General features: G+C 66.5%; 14 protein-coding genes. 7 read left to right on the top strand and 7 right to left on the bottom strand.

All coding sequences use genetic code 11. The features are described from left to right. The first annotated feature begins 36 nt into the window (after window positions 1-36). Genes gcl through alc form a run of 3 tightly spaced genes read left to right on the top strand, consistent with a single transcriptional unit; the run spans window position 37 to window position 4,078 of the window. Entirely contained in the window at window positions 37-1,839 is a 1,803-nt protein-coding gene (gene gcl / locus NJ1_RS10935; protein ID WP_067691332.1) for a glyoxylate carboligase, read from the top strand. Next, window positions 1,836-3,011: a glycerate kinase gene (locus NJ1_RS10930; RefSeq protein ID WP_245717329.1), complete on the top strand. Its 1,176-nt coding sequence runs from the start codon at window positions 1,836-1,838 to the stop codon at window positions 3,009-3,011. Before gcl ends, NJ1_RS10930 begins: the two co-directional genes overlap by 4 nt. Before the next feature lie 11 nt (window positions 3,012-3,022). Further along, window positions 3,023-4,078, top strand: a complete 1,056-nt coding sequence (alc, locus tag NJ1_RS10925) for an allantoicase (RefSeq protein WP_067691329.1) — start codon at window positions 3,023-3,025, stop codon at window positions 4,076-4,078. 1,054 nt (window positions 4,079-5,132) lie between these two features. Here alc and NJ1_RS10920 read toward each other — a convergent pair. Then, window positions 5,133-6,620, bottom strand: coding sequence for an HNH endonuclease signature motif containing protein (locus NJ1_RS10920; RefSeq protein ID WP_067691326.1), 1,488 nt, complete (start codon window positions 6,618-6,620; stop codon window positions 5,133-5,135). Window positions 6,621-6,928: 308 nt separating this feature from the next. Continuing rightward, window positions 6,929-8,488 (bottom strand): MFS transporter, encoded by a 1,560-nt coding sequence (locus NJ1_RS10915; RefSeq protein ID WP_067691323.1) that lies wholly within the window; start codon window positions 8,486-8,488, stop codon window positions 6,929-6,931. Between the two features lie 90 nt (window positions 8,489-8,578). On the opposite strand from NJ1_RS10915, the gene NJ1_RS10910 reads away from it, so the two are divergent. Then, a complete protein-coding gene (locus tag NJ1_RS10910; RefSeq protein WP_218025166.1) occupies window positions 8,579-9,010 on the top strand; it encodes a MarR family winged helix-turn-helix transcriptional regulator in 432 nt (143 codons plus the stop codon). On the opposite strand, the gene NJ1_RS10905 is transcribed toward NJ1_RS10910, so the two are convergent. Both NJ1_RS10905 and NJ1_RS10900 read right to left on the bottom strand, forming a co-directional pair. Continuing rightward, window positions 8,948-9,496, bottom strand: a complete 549-nt coding sequence (locus NJ1_RS10905; protein WP_067691320.1) for a MepB family protein — start codon at window positions 9,494-9,496, stop codon at window positions 8,948-8,950. The genes NJ1_RS10910 and NJ1_RS10905 overlap by 63 nt on opposite strands. Window positions 9,497-9,559: 63 nt before the next feature. Next, the gene (locus NJ1_RS10900; RefSeq protein ID WP_067691317.1) at window positions 9,560-10,678 is read right to left on the bottom strand and encodes a lycopene cyclase family protein; all 1,119 of its coding nucleotides are present in this window, start codon (window positions 10,676-10,678) and stop codon (window positions 9,560-9,562) included. Between the two features lie 88 nt (window positions 10,679-10,766). Here NJ1_RS10900 and NJ1_RS10895 point away from each other — a divergent pair, with 88 nt between their 5' ends. Beyond that, window positions 10,767-11,717: a hypothetical protein gene (locus tag NJ1_RS10895; protein WP_067691314.1), complete on the top strand. Its 951-nt coding sequence runs from the start codon at window positions 10,767-10,769 to the stop codon at window positions 11,715-11,717. A gap of 76 nt (window positions 11,718-11,793) precedes the next feature. On the opposite strand, the gene NJ1_RS10890 is transcribed toward NJ1_RS10895, so the two are convergent. Beyond that, window positions 11,794-12,558 carry an SDR family oxidoreductase gene (locus NJ1_RS10890; RefSeq protein WP_067691310.1) on the bottom strand — a complete coding sequence of 255 codons (765 nt, stop codon included), beginning with the start codon at window positions 12,556-12,558 and terminating at the stop codon, window positions 11,794-11,796. Between the two features lie 608 nt (window positions 12,559-13,166). On the opposite strand from NJ1_RS10890, the gene NJ1_RS10885 reads away from it, so the two are divergent. Next, window positions 13,167-13,505 (top strand): DUF732 domain-containing protein, encoded by a 339-nt coding sequence (locus tag NJ1_RS10885; protein WP_169813128.1) that lies wholly within the window; start codon window positions 13,167-13,169, stop codon window positions 13,503-13,505. A gap of 1,251 nt (window positions 13,506-14,756) precedes the next feature. Here the strand turns inward: NJ1_RS10885 and NJ1_RS10875 are convergent. Then, window positions 14,757-15,740 carry an NAD-dependent epimerase/dehydratase family protein gene (locus tag NJ1_RS10875; protein WP_245717328.1) on the bottom strand — a complete coding sequence of 328 codons (984 nt, stop codon included), beginning with the start codon at window positions 15,738-15,740 and terminating at the stop codon, window positions 14,757-14,759. Between the two features lie 162 nt (window positions 15,741-15,902). Further along, entirely contained in the window at window positions 15,903-16,469 is a 567-nt protein-coding gene (locus tag NJ1_RS10870) for a TetR/AcrR family transcriptional regulator (protein ID WP_067691294.1), read from the bottom strand. Window positions 16,470-16,569: 100 nt separating this feature from the next. Between NJ1_RS10870 and NJ1_RS10865 the strand changes: the two genes are divergently transcribed. After that, window positions 16,570-17,493 carry an NmrA/HSCARG family protein gene (locus NJ1_RS10865; protein WP_067691286.1) on the top strand — a complete coding sequence of 308 codons (924 nt, stop codon included), beginning with the start codon at window positions 16,570-16,572 and terminating at the stop codon, window positions 17,491-17,493. Window positions 17,494-17,803: the final 310 nt, after the last annotated feature.

Genomic DNA, 17,803 nt, shown 5'->3' with positions numbered 1-17,803 from the left:
GCGGGGCCGTCTCGCCGCCGCGACAGGAGTGCTGACATGACCCGCATGCGTGCCGTCGACGCGGCCGTGCTGATTCTCGAAAAAGAACGCGCCACACAGGCATTCGGTCTGCCCGGCGCGGCGATCAACCCCTTCTACAGCGCCATGCGGGCACACGGCGGCATCCGCCACATCCTCGCCCGCCACGTGGAAGCGGCCTCGCACATGGCCGAGGGATTCACCCGCGCCGCGCCCGGCAATATCGGCATCTGCATCGGCACCTCCGGTCCCGCCGGCACCGATATGATCACCGGCCTGTACTCCGCGAGCGCGGATTCCATTCCGATCCTGTGCATCACCGGTCAGGCGCCCGTGGCCAAGCTGCACAAGGAGGACTTCCAGGCCGTCGACATCGCCTCGATCGCCGCACCGGTGTGCAAGTGGGCCGTGACCGTCATGGAACCCGCGCAGGTGCCCGGAACCTTCCAGAAGGCGTTCCAGCTCATGCGTTCGGGTCGTCCCGGCCCGGTGCTGATCGACCTGCCGATCGACGTGCAGCTGGCCGAGATCGAATTCGACATCGACACGTACCAGCCCTTGGAGATCCACCGGCCGACCGCGACCCGGGCGCAGGCGGAGAAGGTGCTCACCATGCTCGCGGCGGCGAAACGGCCGCTCATCGTGGCGGGTGGTGGCGTGGTCAACGCCGATGCCGCGGACCTGCTGCTCGAATTCGCCGAACTGACCGGCATTCCCGTGGTCCCGACGCTGATGGGCTGGGGCACGGTTCCCGACGACCATCCGCTGCACGCCGGAATGGTCGGCCTGCAGACCTCGCACCGGTACGGCAACGCCACCATGCTGGAAGCCGACTTCGTGCTGGGAATCGGCAACCGTTGGGCCAACCGCCACACCGGTGGAGTCGAAACCTACACCAAGGGCCGCACTTTCGTGCACGTCGACATCGAGCCCACCCAGATCGGCCGGGTGTTCGCGCCCGACTACAGCGTGGTCTCCGACGCCGGTGCCGCCTTGGCCGCGTTCCTCGACGTCGCGCACGACCTGAAGCTCGTGGGTGCGCTGCCGGACCGTGCCGACTGGGCCGAGCAGTGCCGTGCTCGCAAGCGAACCCTGTTGCGCAAGACCGACTTCGACGCGGTGCCGATCAAGCCGCAGCGGGTGTACCAGGAGATGAACAAGGCGTTCGGGCAGGACGTCCGCTACGTCACCACCATCGGCCTGTCCCAGATCCAGGCGTCGCAGCTGCTGCACGTGTACAAGCCCCGGCACTGGATCAACGCCGGACAGGCGGGTCCGCTGGGCTGGACCCTGCCCGCCGCCCTGGGTGTCGCCACGGCCGAACCGGACGCCACGGTGGTCGCGTTGTCCGGTGACTACGACTTCCAGTTCCTGATCGAGGAATTGGCCGTCGGGGCGCAGTTCAACATCCCGTACATCCATGTGGTGGTGAACAACTCGTACCTGGGCCTGATCCGTCAGGCGCAGCGCGCGTTCGACATGGACTACTACGTGCAGCTGTCGTTCGACAACATCAACAGCCCCGAGCTCGGCGGCTACGGTGTCGATCACCTCCGGGTGGCGGAAGGCCTGGGCTGCAAGGCGGTTCGTGTCACCGAGCCGGACCGTATCGGCGCGGCGCTCGAAGAGGCCAAGCAGCTCATGGCGAAGCACCGAGTCCCGGTGCTGGTCGAGGTGATCCTCGAACGTGTCACCAATGTGTCCATGGGTCTCGAGATCGACAGTGTCACCGAGTTCGAGGAGCTCGCGGACACCTTCGAGGACGCGCCCACCGCCATCGCGGCGCAGCCCGAGTACGAATCGGCCGGGAGCACACGGTGATCCAGGTGCGCGGCGACTCACGATCGGGATGGCATCGCGGTCACGTGATCGTGGCCCCCGACAAGTTCAAGGGCTCTCTCACCGCCGGACAGGTCGCCGCGCACCTCGCCGCCGGACTGCGCCGGGCTCGGCCGGACATCCCGATAGTCAAGGTCCCCGTTGCCGACGGCGGGGACGGCACCGTGGATGCCATGGTCGATGCCGGATACGCCCGAATGCAGACCGGCGTTACCGGGCCGGTCGGGAACACTGTGGCCGCCTCGTTCGCGATGAGGGGCGAGACGGCCGTGGTGGAGCTCGCCGAAGCCTCCGGGCTCCGGCGACTTCCCGACCGGCCCACTCCCGGGACCGCGCTCGAAGCCACGAGCGCCGGCACGGGCGATCTGATTCGCACCGCCGTGCTCGGCGGTGCGCGCAAGATCATCCTCGGTCTGGGCGGGAGCGCGTGCACCGATGGCGGATCGGGACTGCTGACCGCGCTGGGAGCCCGCCTCCTGGACGCCGACGACCAGCCCTTGCCGCCGGGCGGCGCGGCCCTGCGGAACCTGGAGCGCATCGACCTCACCGGATTGATCCGAGTCCCGGTGACCGTCGCCTCCGACGTCGACAACCCACTGCTCGGCCCGCGCGGCGCGGCGCACGTCTACGCACCCCAGAAGGGCGCGGGACCGGACGAAGTCGAGGCGCTCGAACAGGGCCTCGCACGCTTCGCCGAAATCAGCCGTCGCGACCTCGGCACGGACCTGTCCGAACGCCCCGGCGCAGGCGCGGCGGGAGGCGTGGGCTTCGCCGCCCTGGCCTACCTCGGCGCGCAGATCCGCCCGGGAATCGAAATCATCCTGGAGCAGCTCGATTTCGACACCCTCCTCGGTGGCGCCCGCATGGTCATCACCGGGGAGGGAGCCCTGGATCGCCAGACCCTGCACGGCAAAGCCCCCATCGGCGTAGCCCGTGCCGCCGCCCGCGCCGAAGTGCCCGTCGTCGCCGCGTCCGGCCGACGCACCCTGACCCTGACCATGCTGCGCCGCTTCGGCATCGAGGACGCTTACGCCCTCACCGATATCGAACCCGATCCGGAGCTCTGCATGAGCAATGCCGGACCCCTGCTGGAGCAGCTGGCCGTCCACATCGCGGAGACCCGATTCGATCGCGAAGTCTCCCGAAACCGATAGCGAGAGAACCTATGTCGGACTTCACCACCCTCCCGGACCTGGCGCTGCGCACGCACCGTGCCGCCGTCATCGCCGCCAGCGACGAGTCCTTCGAGGAACGCGAGAACCTCATCCACCCCTGGCAGCCCAGGTTCTCCCCGGAAACCTTCGGGCCCAAGGGCCAGGAGTACGACGGCTGGGAAACCCGCCGCCGCCGCAGCCCCGGCCACGACTGGGCGATCATTCGCCTGGGCATGCCCGGCATCATCCGCGGCATCGTCATCGACACGGCCTGGTTCAAGGGCAACTATCCGCCGTACGCGTCGGTCGAAGCCTGCCGCGCTCCCGGCTATCCCTCACCGGCCCAACTGGATTCGCTGGAGTGGACCGAAATCGTCCCCCGCGCGGCCCTGAGCGGCGACGCTCGCCACGAGCTCCCGGTCTCGGACGAGGCGATCTACACCCACGTGCGTCTCAACATCCACCCCGACGGCGGCGTAGCCCGGCTCCGGGTGCACGGCGAAGTCGTCCCCGACCCCGGCTTGCTCACCGGCATCACCATCGACCTGGCAGCTCTGGAGAACGGTGCCCGAGCCATCTCCTGCTCGGACATGTTCTACTCCGCCCCCGACAACATGCTGGCCCCGGGCTTGGCCCGCAACCAGGCCGAAGGCTGGGAAACCGGCCGCCGGCGCGACGACGGCAACGACTGGGCGGTATTCCGGCTGGCGGCCCAAGGCATTCCCGACCTGATCGAGGTCGACACCACCAACCTGGTCTTCAACTCCCCGGCCGAAGTCCGACTCCTCGCCATCGACCACCCCGCCATCGATCACCCCGCCGCTGACCACTCCGCCGACGCCCCGCTCCCGCCCCACACCGATCCGGCGTGGTTCGAGCTCTTCCCTCGCACCACAGTCCAACCGGACACCCCTCACCGCTTCCGAATCGCCCCCGAAGCCGCACGCCCCGCCACCCACGTCCGCCTGGACATCTACCCCGACGGTGGCATAGCCCGCCTCCGCATCCTCGGCACCCTTACTCCCGCCAGTGAGCAATCCCTCAACTCCCGTTGGGGCACACTCTGATTCACCTCCACGAACTCGCGGCCGTCGACCACCGTGCCTGCAGCAGACCCTCCCGGGCAAGGTCTGCTCCGAAGGCGCGCTGACTTCCGGGTCGATGCCGCGCATGTGTGCGGTGGTGCAGGACACCCCACCCAATCCCTGCACCACCGCACACCTTTCTTGTTGCTCGGTCTGCTGGGCGGGGAGAAGCAAGATTCAAAGAACAAGAGACAAAGACAAGAGATGCCTGGAAGAGAAGGGAAGAAGTGCCCGCGCAACCGGCGGTTTGGAGCTCTGCCGGATGTCTGGTGTGGTGGCTTCCCCGAACGGGGGCGGTGGTGCAGGGTCTCTCCTGTCGTAGGGCAAGCGGTGCAGGGACTTTCGCGTCATAGCGGCAAGCCTCCTGTGTCATAGACACGCGGTGCAGCGTCTTTCGCCTTATGGCGGCAAGCCTCCTGTGCCGTAGGGCAAGCGGTGTAGGGCTTGAAGTGGCATAGGACAGTTTCGTGTCACAGGGCAGGCAGTGCGGGGCTTCTCGCGCCTTAGACCAGGCGGTGTTCGCGTGCCATCGGTCGGGTGGTGCAGGGCTCTCGTGCCAGGGGGCATGCGGGCTAGTAGGGCATGTGGGTGGTGGTGTGGAGTGCTCGAGTGGTGACCACAGCCATCCAGCCCGGCTGGGACGAGAGAGGACGGCTCCCGACTGGGGAGCCCAGGTCGGGTACGGCAGGCGAAATGACCAGCACTGCCATCTTTTCCGCAGCAACACCACAGGGGTATACGAGTGCGGGTGCGGAACCAGCGTCGGCTCTTGTGCCGTGAGGGGAGTACGTGAGAGCGGCAGGCACCGAGTCTTCCGCTCCGGCGGTGTGCGGGGTCAGCGGCAGTCGCGTGTGCGGATCGCGCACTGGCGCACTTTCTTTCATCTCCATGTCCATCTTCCTCTCAGTGCCCGTGCCCGAGTGTGCGTGCGTGCGGTGTGATGTAGGCGCTCGGGTGCCGGGGCTTGCACCGGGCGAACCAGGACAGCACCGGTCCCCGAAAGGGAGCCGGTGTCGCCTGGTGTAGTGGGTGTGGTTCAGCTTCGGTCGACCGGAGAATCACGGTGATCGAGGAACTCCCGATGACGAGCGCGTTCTCGTCGCTCCCGCGCACGCAGTCGTGCTTGGGCGGCGGCGAGCATCTCCCCGGGATGGTGACGGTGATTCACCCTCGGCGTGCGCGTGGGGTCGATATGGATCGGCGCTATCCACCCCGTGCGGCCCGGGAATTCTGAATTCTTGCCCATCACAATCGTTTTCCAGCCACCCGGGCCGTCGTGCACGAGTGCGTGACACGCATCGCACGCCAAGGTCAGGTTCTCGATATCGGTAGGCCCGCCCTTGCTGTGTTCGGTGATGTGATGCACCGCAGCCAACGTCGCAGGAGCACTACACCCCGGACGGGTGCAACCGCGCTCGGCAGCGATCAACACTCGCCGCTGCGCGGGACTGGCCAAACGCTCTCCGTGTCCGAGGTGCAAGGGCATCCCGGTGTGGTCGAACAAGGCCAAGAAGGGCTTGGACCGCTCCGCGAGTTTGAGGGCTTCGGGGATGGACACCGTGCCACCGGAAGCGGTGGTGGCTACACCCGCAGCGTCTTCGAGTTCCGCGAGGGTCATGGTGACGATCGCTTCCACCGGCAGACCGCGATGGGATCCGAGCTTGCCCGGTCCTATTTCCGGGCGCAGGAATGCCAGCAGCGCATCGTGATTGCGTTGCGCGGCCGAGCGCGAGTCCCGTTGGGCGGCGGCGTCGAGGATCTCCCGGGTCACGTGGTCGGTGTCGGCGAACGGGCTGTCGGGGTCATCCGGATTGCACATGCCGGGGCGGGCCAGTTTCGCCAGGACCGGTTCCAGCAGTGCGCGCAGGGCGGGGGTGATCTCGCCTTTGAGCGAGCTCATGCCGTCGAGGCGTTGGTCGCACAACACGATCCCCCGCATGCGGGCGCGGTCGGTGTCGTCGGTGAGGGTCCCGTCGGGGTCCAGGTGCGCGGACAGGGAATTGCCGATCCGGGGCAAGTCATCAGGAGACCCACACCGCGCGTGCTCCGCCATCACTTGCTCGGCGGCTTCCCGGTCTGCACGCGAGATGGCGTGCGGGAGTCGGTGCATGATGTTGCCGATCGTGCGGGCGTGTTCGGCCGAGATTTCCCCGGCGGCCTGGACTTTCGCGGTGTGCGGCAGCATCGGTTCGAGGTCTTGCCCGGTGATGTCGTGCCAGATCCCGAGTTGTTGGGCGGCTTTCATGCGCCCGAACGCTTCCCGGTGTGAGAGCCGCAGTGCTTGTTCGAGGAATCGGACTGCGTCTCGGACTCCTGCGCGTTGCGGGATGGACCGTTCCACGACCTCGATCACCAGCCGATGCTCCAACGCAGCCAAACGTCGTTTGCTGGTTTCGACCGAGCGCATCAGTTCGGTGACCCCGTCATCGGTCAACGGCGCGAGGTTCGCATCGAGCAGAGTGTGGACTGCGGTGGCCAGGTCGGCTCCCGCTGTGTCTCCGATCCCTGTCTCGTTCGAACGCATGTGCTAATTCTATCGTGTGAGATCACGGATGGGAACAGAAAACCCATCTGAACTGCACGTATTCAGACCATGAGACTATTCAGTCTCTTCATATCTCGAGCCCGCGCGCTGGCCTACAGTTCGGTCATGTGATGGCCGCTCTGCCGTATAAAACGCGATTCCGTGCACGGTGTGTGGCGCTGCGAGCGTCCTCTGATCCCCGATGCGTCCGCCAGCGTGTGGTCCGGAACCGCAGGTCAGCGTCAAGGTAGGGCGCGGTGACTGATCGGCCCCACGTGAGCCGATCGAGCCATTTCCGTGCCGTGCGCCTAGTGCGAGGGCGCCGGTTCCGGAACCTCTGTCGCGGCCGGTGTCGCGGCAATAGCATTGGGGCGCATAGTGATTGCCAGCACGCCCGCAGCTAAAAGCGCTATCAGCATCGTCCAGACCGTGCCCACATGCATCGCGTGCATGAAGGCTGAATCGGCGGCCCGGGCCAGGTCGGGATTCTTGGTGGCGGTTGCCGCGTGTCTGGCCAATTCGGCTGAGGCGCGGGCCTTTTCCTGCACCTCGGCGGGCAGGCCGGGAAGCGTCGGCGCTATCGCGCGCCCGTAGGTGATGGACATGATCGTGCCGCCCACCGCGATGCCCAGAACGCTGCCGGTCTGCCGGACCGTATTGGTGACAGCGGAACCCGCACCTGCGCGTTCCAGCGGCAATGTACTCATCAGTGTCCCGGTGACCAGCCCGATCACCATGCCGATGGCGATGCCCTGCACCGACATGGCGATCTCGATCCAGATCAGCGGCGTGTGCAGTCCGAACAATCCGAAACTGCCCATGGCCAAGGCGGCCACGGTGAGGGCGGTCGCGGAGACGGGCCGGAGGCTCCACTTCTGAACGAGGCGAACGCCCAGCGGCCCGCCGATCATGACGCCGACCGCTGCGGGAAAGCTGGCCAGACCCGCTTCGAGAGGTGAAAAGCCGCGCGCGCCTTGCAGATAGAACGCGCCGTAGAACCCGACCGCCGTCATGGCGAAGAAGAGCAGTCCGAGTGCCGCGTTGCCGCCGCCGAAGGTTCGCTCGGCCAGCAGCCTCGGATCGAAACTGGGCTGGCGGCTGCGCAATTCGACGACGACGAACGCGACGAGCAGGATCAGCCCGGCGGCGATCGGTGCCCAGACGTCGGGGCGGCCCCAGGATGCGACCTGTCCGGCGCGGATGAGTCCGTATGCCAGGGCTGCCAAGCCGGTGATGGACAGCAGCAATCCTGCCGGGTCGAGTGGGCGGGGTGCGGGACTGTGGAAGTTCGGGACCAGGGCGGCGATCCCGATCAGCGCGACAGCCACCACCGGCACGTTGACGAGAAACACCGAGCCCCACCAGAAGTGGTCCAGCAGCACGCCGGCCAGCAGGGGGCCTGCCGCCAATCCCACACCGGCGGAGGCGGAGAACAGTCCGATCGCGGTTGCCCGGGCCGGTCCGGTGAACGTCCACGTGAGGATCGCCATGGTGGCGGGCATGATGAACGCGCTGCCCAGGCCCATCGCGGCCCGCGCGGCGATGAGCTGGCCCGCGTCGTCGGCATAGGCGGCCCAGACGGAGGAGGCCGCGAAGACCACCATTCCGGTGGTGAGCACGGTTCGGTGGCCGAAGCGGTCGCCCAGCGCGCCCGCGGTGAACATCAGGGTGGCGAAGACGAGCGTGTAAGACCCTGTTGCCCACTGCAACTGGGCCGGATCGGCGCCCAGTCCGCGCACCGGGTCGGCGAGGGTTTCGAACGTGGTGTTGAGGATTGTGTTGTCCAGCCAGATCAGCAGGGACGACAGGAGTAGGACGGCGAGAATCAGTTGCTGCCTGGACTTCGGCAACGTCGGAGGCGTGTTCATCGAATACCTTCGATACGATTGGCAAGAACCTGACGATTAAGAGTGTGCGTAATCGTCAGGAACCTGTCAATCTCTGAGGAGGGCTGGGTCGTGGGTTCCTATCGGGACGAGGGCGGTTCGCTGACGTTCATGGTCCGGAAGGTCTGGTTGAACATGCGGGCCGCGATCGGCGCGGAACTCAAGGAATTCGGGCTCTCCACCTCGCAGTACGCCACCCTGATGATGACGGCTTCACATCCGGGAATGTCCGTGGCGGACATCGCCCGTGAGGTCGCGAGCACTCGGCAGGCCGCGAACGAGATGCTCGGCGGACTCGAGCAGGAGGGACTGATAGAGCGGCAGCCCAATCCCACGGACCGGCGCACTCATCGAATTCATGTCACCGACGCGGGACTCGCTCGGTTGAAGGAGGCTCGGGTGGCCGTCGCCCGGCGCGAGGCCGAGTTGGAGGCCGGGTTCTCACCGGAGCAGCGTGCGGCGATTCGAGAGTGGTTCGAGGGCATCGCCGACGCTTGTCGGTAGTCGGGCCGAATTCCGGTCCGCGGATCGGAAGTGCTCGAGCTGCCAGGATTGCGATCGCCGGGCCTGGCCGGTGGGCACGGACACCCACGGCGGATACAGGCGGAAACCGCGCTTGCCGCCGATGCCGTTGCGCGACACGATATTTCGCTCGACCAGGGCATCCTGCGAGAAGACGAACCAGCCCTGGTTCGGCCCCTGATGCACACCGATCACGAAGAACCCGATCTGGTCCGCGACATCGAACGGGCGGATCGGGCCCTGGGGCGAGCGCTGCCAGACGGTGACGAACTGCCCGGGCTTGGTGGGGGTGGTCTTCGCGATACGGAATCGAACGGCGGTGCCGTCCACGGAAAACGCGTACGCGCCGTACTTCGCGCTCTCGGGTTCGGCGATCGCCGCCGAACACTGTTGCCCGGTGGACCAGAAGAACTCTCGGGCCGCGTAGAGCTCGTCCGGTAGTCCGGCGGCCCAGCCTGAGCTCGTCACGCCGGAATCCTAGCTGTAAGCCCAGGTATGACGGCCTCGCGGTCGCCGCTCGGCGTGGTGCGCTCAGCGCCGGGCGGGCTGGGGGAGGGCGACCGCGCCGACGAGAGTACGGCGGATTCGCCACGGGAGGGCGGCGAAAAGCGCTGTCATGGCGGTGATCGTGCCGGGGAGATCGTCGCGTCCGGACAGGTATGCGCGCTGCGAATGCGGGGACAGGGTGAAGAACGCGTCGAAGAAGGCCGGGATCTCGTGCGGCGGGAGCGCGAGCAGCGCACGTAGTCCGGCGGCACGCAGGGCGTGGACCGCGCGGGCGGAGGCGGGCCAGATGGTGTCTCCCGCGGCGACGGTGTCCGCCGTGCGCAGCGCGGTCGCGACGCTGTATCCGGTCGCGGGGTGCGTCAATGCGCCTGCGGCGCCGAACCTCCGGTCGTGTGGTCGGCCGCCCTGGACCGGGAAACGCACTCGTTCGACCTGCTCGGTGCCGGTGAGATCGATTCCGCGGGAACGCAATCGATGCTCGAGGCGCTCGCGAAGGACCGCTGGATCGAGTGCCGGCCGTCCGGCCAGGCAGGTTTCCTCGAGCAGAACGGAGTCGGCGCTCACCGGGATCGTGTACAGAAATGACGGTGGCTCTTCGGGTTTCGCGCCGTTGTCGGGGCGCCAGTCCATGAACAGGGTGTCTTCGCCGGTCCACCGGGCTCGGTCGACGATGACGCCGTACGCGGTCTGCTCGGCCAGTGCGGGGGAGCGGGCGATGCCTCGCGCATCGATGACCCGCCCAGCGGGCAGCGTGGGCCCGGAGGCCAGGCGCACCGACGGAAGATCGATTCCGTGGCCCGTCGACCGGGACGGTGCGTCGATCTCGGCAACTCGGTCGCGAATGATCCGCGCACCGCTCAGATCGAGTGAATCCTGCAAGTTCGCGGTGTCGAATACGACATAGCGGCGGGCCAATTCGACGCGATGCGAGGTCCAGGCGACGGGGTTGTCGACGGCGGCGGCGAACACTCGCTCGGACACCCACTCGGGCAGCTCGTCCGCCCAGGCCGCGTAGGTCGCGGTCCAGCGACGCTCGGGCTGCGGATCGATCACGGTGACCGTTTGTCCCTGCGCCAGCGCACGATGGGCCAGCGCGCGTCCTGACGGACCCGCACCGCAAATGAGAAGATCGGACGTCACCAGGTGATTGGATCATGGACGTTGACCGTCATACGCTTCGGTAACGATGACCGGGCCGGGGAGGGTTCGGCAGGCGCGAAAGGTTGAGCACATGACGTATCCACCCGGACCGCCGTCCGGTCCCGGTTTCGGCGGGGATCCGAATGCGCAGGGCCAGCCGCCGGAGAATCCGGCCTGGTGGGATCAGCCCGCGACGCCTCCGGGGCAGCAGCCCGGCGGTCAGGGATGGCAGGGTCAGCCTCAGCCGGGCCAGCAGAATTGGGGCCAGCAACCCGGGTACGCGGCGCAACAGCCGGGGTACCCGCAGCAGCCCGGATATGGCCAGCCCGGGTACGGGCAGCAGCCCGGTTATCCGCAGCAACAGGGCTTTCCGCCCCCGCCCCCGCCGAAGTCCAATACCGGTCTGATCGTGGGCATCGTGCTGGGCGTGGTGGCGGTGCTGGCCGTGGCTATCGGCGCGATCGTGATCGTCACCGGCGGCGACGATTCGTCGCAGGCCGCCACCTCGACGACGACCACGACCACCACCACGACGGCCAAGACCACCACGACCACCCGCACCACCACGACGAGCAAGGCCGCGCCCGCCGGAGGCCGATTCACCTATACCGAATACGGCCAGCCGTGGAACTTCCGCCTCGGTGACGTCGCGCTGCAGGCCGATTGGGTCGAAGGCCACGACTACGACAGCTGCGGGCCGCTCGAAAAGGCCGGCAAGATCACCAGCCTCGGCTGCAAATACGGGTCCGAGCTGGTGTGGAAGTCCGAGGGTGGCGCGCTCATGCTGACCCAGCTGATCTTCACCATGAACAGCGAGAGCTCCGCGTCCGGCGCGTCGGGTCAGTTCGACGACAAGGACATCAACCTGCCCGCGGGCAGCTACATCGCCGACTGGGAGACCGGTAAGTGGCGCGACGGCAGTCAGGGCCAGTTCATGGTGGTCACGTTCGCGACAGCGACCTCGGCGGTCGGTGCCGACGTAGTGGAGAAGTACCTGAAGTACCGGCAGAGCGACACGATCGGCGCGTTGATCTTCCGCTGAGACTCGTCCGATCGAGAATGCCCGGCGTCGCATTGCGCGACGCCGGGCATTTTTCCGCGAAAACTGCTGCGGTGGTTCAGATTCCGCCGGTGGCGAGCAGTCCGCCGTCCACCTTGATGGTGGTGCCGGTGATCCACGAGGACTCGTCCGAGGCCAGGAATCCGATGAGCGAGGCGACGTCCTCGGGGCTGCCGAGCCGCTTCATCGGGTAGACGGCCGCGGCGGCCTCCTCGTCGGCCGAGTACAGCGCATCGGCGAACTTGGTCTTGATAACGCCCGGCGCGACCGCGTTCACCCGAATCTTCGGCCCCAGCTGCCAGGCCAGCTCCTCGGTGAGCCGAATCAGCGCGGCCTTGGACGCACCGTAGGCGGCGATCACACCGGTGGAGCGCAGCCCCGCGACGCTGGCGACATTCACCACCGCGCCGCCGTGCTCACCCATCCACGCCCGGTACGCCTCCTGCACATACCCAAGCGCGGCAACGACATTCACGTCGAAGATCTTCCGCACGGCCTCGAGGTCCGCCTCCATGAGCGACCCGTACACCGGATTGATCCCGGTGTTGTTGATCAGCACATCGAGCGATCCGAACCGCGCCACCGCGGCCCCGACCTGCTCTGCCCGAGCCTCGGCATCCCCGGAGTTCCCCGCGACCGCGACAACCTCCCCGGGATGCCCCAGCCCCCGCAACTCCTCGGCGGCCTTCTCCAGCGCGTCCACCTTCCGCGCCGTCACCACCACATTGGCCCCCCGTCGCAGCAGCTCCGCCGCCACCCCGAACCCGATACCCCGGCTCGCGCCCGTAACCAGCGCGCTCTTGCCCAACAGATCAGCACTCATGTGACGGCACGTTACGTCAGTCACTTGATCTGTGCGGATTCGGCCCTGATCGGGGTCATGCAATCACGTGCTATCGGTGCTGCAGTCACTTGGAACCGCAGATGGGGTGCAGTCGCATGCGGATCCACGCGTAGCTGTCTGACCAGGGCATTCGCCGCGGGCCAGTGAGCGAGGCTGCCCCGTGAACTCCGCCTCGTCGGCAGGCGGTTTCCAGATGCATCCTGACCGCTCATCGTCCATGGCAACGCTGACACCTCGGTGCCGATCGAGGGGACGCGTGAAGCCATCGCTCAGTTCCCCGCACCTGTTGAACTGGTCGAAATCGAAGGCTCAGAACACGGCTTCGCCGTGCGCGGCGAAGCCGCAGTACCTCGATCCACAGACCCAGATCTACCAGGCCGACGTCATCCAGACCGTGGCACCGTGGCTGACAACTGGTTCAACGCTGAGGCATTCAGCTGGGCGCGCACTTCGGTAGTGGGACGTAGATCGGTGGGCGGAACGCAGGGGTGATCCGCCTCAGCCCTGGGGTGGGTTCCTCGGCGGCGTCGGCTGCGGGACCGTTGGTACAACGTCGACAACGGCACCCGAACCCAAGGATGGACATCATGGCTATCAACCGAATCCGGCTCCGCACCTTCGCAATTGCCGGCGCTGCAACACTTGTCGCTCTCGGCAGTGCTCTGGGTGGTGGCGCCGCCGCGACGGCCGACTCCAGGACCGCCGAAGCCGCGTTCGTCGACGAGATCAGCCTGAACAACGCCACCCTGCCCGCACGATCGGCCGCCGAGATGATCACCGCGGGCTACGCGACGTGTGACGACTTGCGTGGGGGTGTGTCGGTTCTCGATGAGATTTCCGCGGTCGAACGGACTTACCGGTTTGACCAAGGTACGTTGTTCGTCAGCGCAGCGACGACGAATTTGTGCCCGGACTTCGTGTCCTGATCGAATATCGCTCTGCGGCGTGGTGCCGGCATTACACCTCGCCGCGGTGAGTCCCGAGCGAATACTCTCTTCTGCCGAATACGAACACCTTGCCCGCGACCGCCGGCGTTCCGGCGTCCTCAGTCGAGTCGGGTCAGATCGGCTGCGAGCTGATCGAGATCGGTTTCCCTGATACGGGTTTGGACATTGTGAGTGTGGCCGAGGTTCCTGTGCTCCATACGATGTCCGCATCGGTCCGTCAGCGCCGATCTTGTGCCCGGAAGTGCGAGTTCAACGTATCGGAGCATGGTGGTCTGCACCGCTAGCGCGAAAGCCAGTGCCCAGTCTGGCTGATGCGTGAGGGCGATGGATACGGCGGTGGCGGTGCTGCAAGAACAACACTGCCATCGTGAGGAATCGTATCCAGGTGGTGCAGGAGGAACTTTCGTGTTCGCCGGTGTGGCCGGCATTGTCGGACATTTCGCATTCGTGTCTGTGCTGCTCCACCGGAATCGGAGCCCGGCGTCGTGGAGTTCGGTCACGTTCGACGGTCCGGGATCGCGCGGGTCCAGGCCGCTGTGCGTGGCGGTCGTGGGGCGAGAGCTGTTGTGAGGGCGCGCGATACGGTTCCCGGCGTGCTGCCTACTTGTCTGCTGTTCGCGGGTCCGATGCTGTGTTGGTCGTTGGCGGCTGAAACCTTCCGGGGTCGCCTCGCCGGACTCGCAGTGCTGGGTGTGCTCGCGGTGGGACAGTGGTTGTTCATCACCGGGCGCCTCGGCCCCGATATTCAGTTCTAGGGTGGACTCGGCCCCATGGGCAACCTCGGTGGGCAGTCGTGCTCGTCCCAGCCGAGGTTGCAGGACCATGACGGCGATGGCCCACCATCGACAGGCAAGGGACTTGTGAGGTCCGCGGAGTTGTCGGTTGGCTCAACAGCTGAACCTCAACTGCGACAAGAGAGTTCGAGTCGCCGCTACATGTGTCGGAGCAGATTTGTCTTTCAGCGCTCAGCGGGTTGGGATCGCGCGGATCACAGCGCAAGCGAGCATCGCGGAGACCGAAACGCGTTCGGTCGCTGGTCAATTCCGGGCCTTGGCGACGTCCTGTTCGGGGTATGCGACGGCGCTGGATGAGGCGCATTCGAATATCCTGAACGAGTTGGCGTCGTTCGCGGCGTGGACGGTCGCGTTCGAGTCGGTCGGGTGATCGTGGTGCCGTTCCTGGTCGATCAGGGGGTCGGCGGGCGGTGTGGCCCGCGTGTAGTTCGGCCGCTCAGTCGGTAAGGATCCGCCGCACTCCCTCCTGATAGGTGGTGACTTGGAAGTGAGGAAAGTGGGCTGCGAATTTGGAGCTGTCGAAGATGTTGTCGGTGCGGTAGCGGTCGAGTAGCTCGTACATCTCGTCGAGCGGTTTGACGAAGTGGCGCCCGAGGCGGAAAGCGAGCATCGGCAGCACCGTGTAGTCGGTTTTGCGGCCGATGACGTCGCCGGCGATCTCGACGAGCTGGGCGTAGGACTGACGGTTCGGGTCGACCGGCAGGTGCCATGTCTGGTTGTAGGCATCGGGGGTGTTGCCGAGCAGGGCCAGCGCCCGGCTCGCGTCGGGAGTCCAGATCAAGGATCGCCTCGTGTGGGCGTTCACCGGGACGAACGGCCGCTTTCCAGCCTTGATCCGGTCGAACACCAGTGAATTGGTGTAGCTCTTGGTCGAGCCGGGCCCGTAGAACTCGGGGGCGCGGCCGATGAGGCCTTGAACGCGGCCGGCCTGCATGGCCTCGAGCAGCATGGTGGCGATCTCGCCGCGGACGCGTCCCTTGCGACCGCCCGGTGCGAATGCTGTCGACTCGGTTTGGGGCTTCGACGTTCCGGGATACATGTAGGTGTTGTCGAAGAAGACGAGCTTGGTCTGGTGTTCGGCGCAGGCATCGATGACGTTGCGCATGATGACGGGGAACTGACGCTCCCACAGCTGCGAGTCCAGGGGCAGCCCGACTGTGAGGTAGGCGATCTCGCTGCCCGCGACAGCACGGCTGGTGGCCTCGGCGTCGGTGAGATCGGCGGGCACGAGTTCGTCCGTAGTGTTGACCCGCGAGGGCTTGCGGCTGACTAGGCGAATATCAGTGGTGTAGTTCCTGTGGATCTCGTTCACGAGCTCGTCGGCGATCGGTCCGCCGGCACCGAGGACGGTTTGCATGTGGTCTCCTCGAGGTGATGGATGGTGTCGACATCGGCTCGGTTGCGAGTTGTGTCCCGCCACCGAATGACGATGGGGTCGGCCACCAATGCAGAGCGCTGATCCAGCCGCTGCGATCGTTGATCGAACCGCGGCGCCTGGTCGCCGATGTGGTGTCTGAATGTCGCTGAGGTCGACGCGGGTCTGAGTTCAATGCCATCTCGTACGGTCTGGTCGCTGGCATGGTTACCTCTGCGGGCTCACACCGGCTACCGACAGTCGGAAGAGTTGCTCCGCGCGGGCGGCGGGGTCCGGGTGGTGCTCTGTGGCCAGGGCGATGCCGACGATCACCGCGATCAGGTCTGCGGTGGTTACACCCTGCGCCACTGCGCCGTCCTCGATTGCGCTGCGCAGCAGAGGATTTCCTGCCTCCTCCAACGCTGCAGAGCAGGCATTGGCGTGCGCGGGATCAGACCCCGCAGCGTCGTAGGCCAACGCTACCGCAAGGCCCCGCGCGTGAACGCAATAGGCGACGACATCGGTCAGCCAATCCAGCAGTGCACCCCGACTGTCACTCGTACCCGCCAGGTCGCGGGCGCGGACGCACAGTGCCTCGATCCGCTTTCGGGAGACCGCCTCCAGCAATGCCTGGCGGGTGGGGAAGTGGCGGCGCACAGTCCCCGAACCGACCTTCGCGATGCGGGCGATCTGTTCCAAGGACGCGCCGGCACCGTGGGTCGCAACCTCTTCCTCGGCCACGGCGAGGACCCGCGCGTAGTTGCGACGAGCATCTGCACGCTGTCGTTCGGGCACGGTGTCACTTCCTGGCTTGCGAAACGGCGGGACCCGCCATATCTTACATTCGGTAAACGGCGGGGTCCGCCGTTTATGAGACGACCATTGGAGGAGTGGCATGTCCACAGATAACTCACCCGTACTGGTCACCGGCGCTACCGGCAAACAGGGCGGTGCCACCGCTCGCGCCCTGTTAGGGGCGGGTGTTCGGGTCCGCGCTTTCGTACGTGACGCTGCCACCGATCGCGCCAAGGCGGTCGAGGCGCTCGGCGCCGATCTGGTAATCGGCGATCTGCACGACCGTGAGTCGGTGATCCAGGCAGCGGAGGGCGCCCGGGCCGTGTTCTCTGTGCAAATGCCCGGCATTACCGCAGGTGCCTTCGATTTCGAAGGGGAGGTGGAACAGGGCGTGAACCTCATCGATGCTGCGAAGGCAGCCGGTGTGCCGCAGTTCGTTCACACGTCGGTGACCGGCGCCGGTCAGCACACCGGCACTCCCGGCTGGGCCGACGGTCGCTGGGCGTCGATGGAACCCTCCATGAACGCTAAAAGCACGATTCAGGATCTGGTTCGAGAAGCGGGCTTTCCTCATTGGACGCTACTCAAACCGGGCACGTTCATGGAGAACTTCTTGCCGTCCATGGCATATATGTTCCCGCGGGGAATCGAGGGCGGCCTCGTGAGCGTCATCAACCCCGATACCCGGCTGTCCCTGGTCGCGGTGGACGACATCGGCCGTGCGGCCGCCGCGGCCATCGCCGCGCCGGAGCGATTCGACAGGGTGGAGTTGGAGTTGGCGAGCGACTACCTGTCGATGACGGAGATTGCCGAGATCCTCTCTCGTGCTCTGGGCAGGCACCTCGCCGCACCGGACATGACCGAAGCGCAGGCGCTGGCTGCGGGGATGCCGCCTTTCGCCGCCGCGCTCGAATGGCTGAACGTCGCCGGCCAGCCAGGCCGCCCGCAGTACGCCAGGGACCTCGGTATCCCGCTCACCACCTTCGAGGAATGGGCGCAGCGATACCTGCGAGCGGATGCCTGACACGACTGCAGAGTGTCGTCGAACGCCAGCAGTCGGGGAACGACCGGCTGGGACGGAGCCGGATGATGGCGGGAGCCCCGTACTGACGTGGAGCGCAGTGACGTTGTGGCCGTGGTGGCGCTGGAATTCGAGTCACACCCGCGGCAATGCCCGTCGCTGGTCCAGGCCTTCCGAATGGGCCGTTCGCCCCGGTCGCCAACCGCGACACCTATGACCCCTGCGTGCCCGGAGCCCACCGGCTACGTCTGAAGTTGTCAGATCGATTCAGCAACAGCGGCTTTCGGTACCGAACGGGCAAGGGCGCCGGTCA

The organism is Nocardia jejuensis NBRC 103114 (assembly GCF_001613145.1).
GTDB classification, from domain to species: Bacteria; Actinomycetota; Actinomycetes; order Mycobacteriales; family Mycobacteriaceae; genus Nocardia; species Nocardia jejuensis.
Note: the sequence above shows the minus strand (reverse complement) of the source record. Positions and strands in the feature narration are given on the sequence as shown.

Bases quoted from the DNA above. Each gene is read 5' to 3' on its own strand.
- gcl (WP_067691332.1), top strand. From the start codon at position 37: ATGACCCGCATGCGTGCCGTCGACGCGGCCGTGCTGATTCTCGAAAAA.
- NJ1_RS10865 (WP_067691286.1), top strand. From the start codon at position 16,570: ATGTCCACAGATAACTCACCCGTACTGGTCACCGGCGCTACCGGCAAA.
- NJ1_RS10895 (WP_067691314.1), top strand. From the start codon at position 10,767: ATGACGTATCCACCCGGACCGCCGTCCGGTCCCGGTTTCGGCGGGGAT.
- alc (WP_067691329.1), top strand. From the start codon at position 3,023: ATGTCGGACTTCACCACCCTCCCGGACCTGGCGCTGCGCACGCACCGT.
- NJ1_RS10885 (WP_169813128.1), top strand. From the start codon at position 13,167: ATGGCTATCAACCGAATCCGGCTCCGCACCTTCGCAATTGCCGGCGCT.
- NJ1_RS10890 (WP_067691310.1), bottom strand. From the start codon at position 12,558: ATGAGTGCTGATCTGTTGGGCAAGAGCGCGCTGGTTACGGGCGCGAGC.
- NJ1_RS10915 (WP_067691323.1), bottom strand. From the start codon at position 8,488: ATGAACACGCCTCCGACGTTGCCGAAGTCCAGGCAGCAACTGATTCTC.
- NJ1_RS10920 (WP_067691326.1), bottom strand. From the start codon at position 6,620: ATGCGTTCGAACGAGACAGGGATCGGAGACACAGCGGGAGCCGACCTG.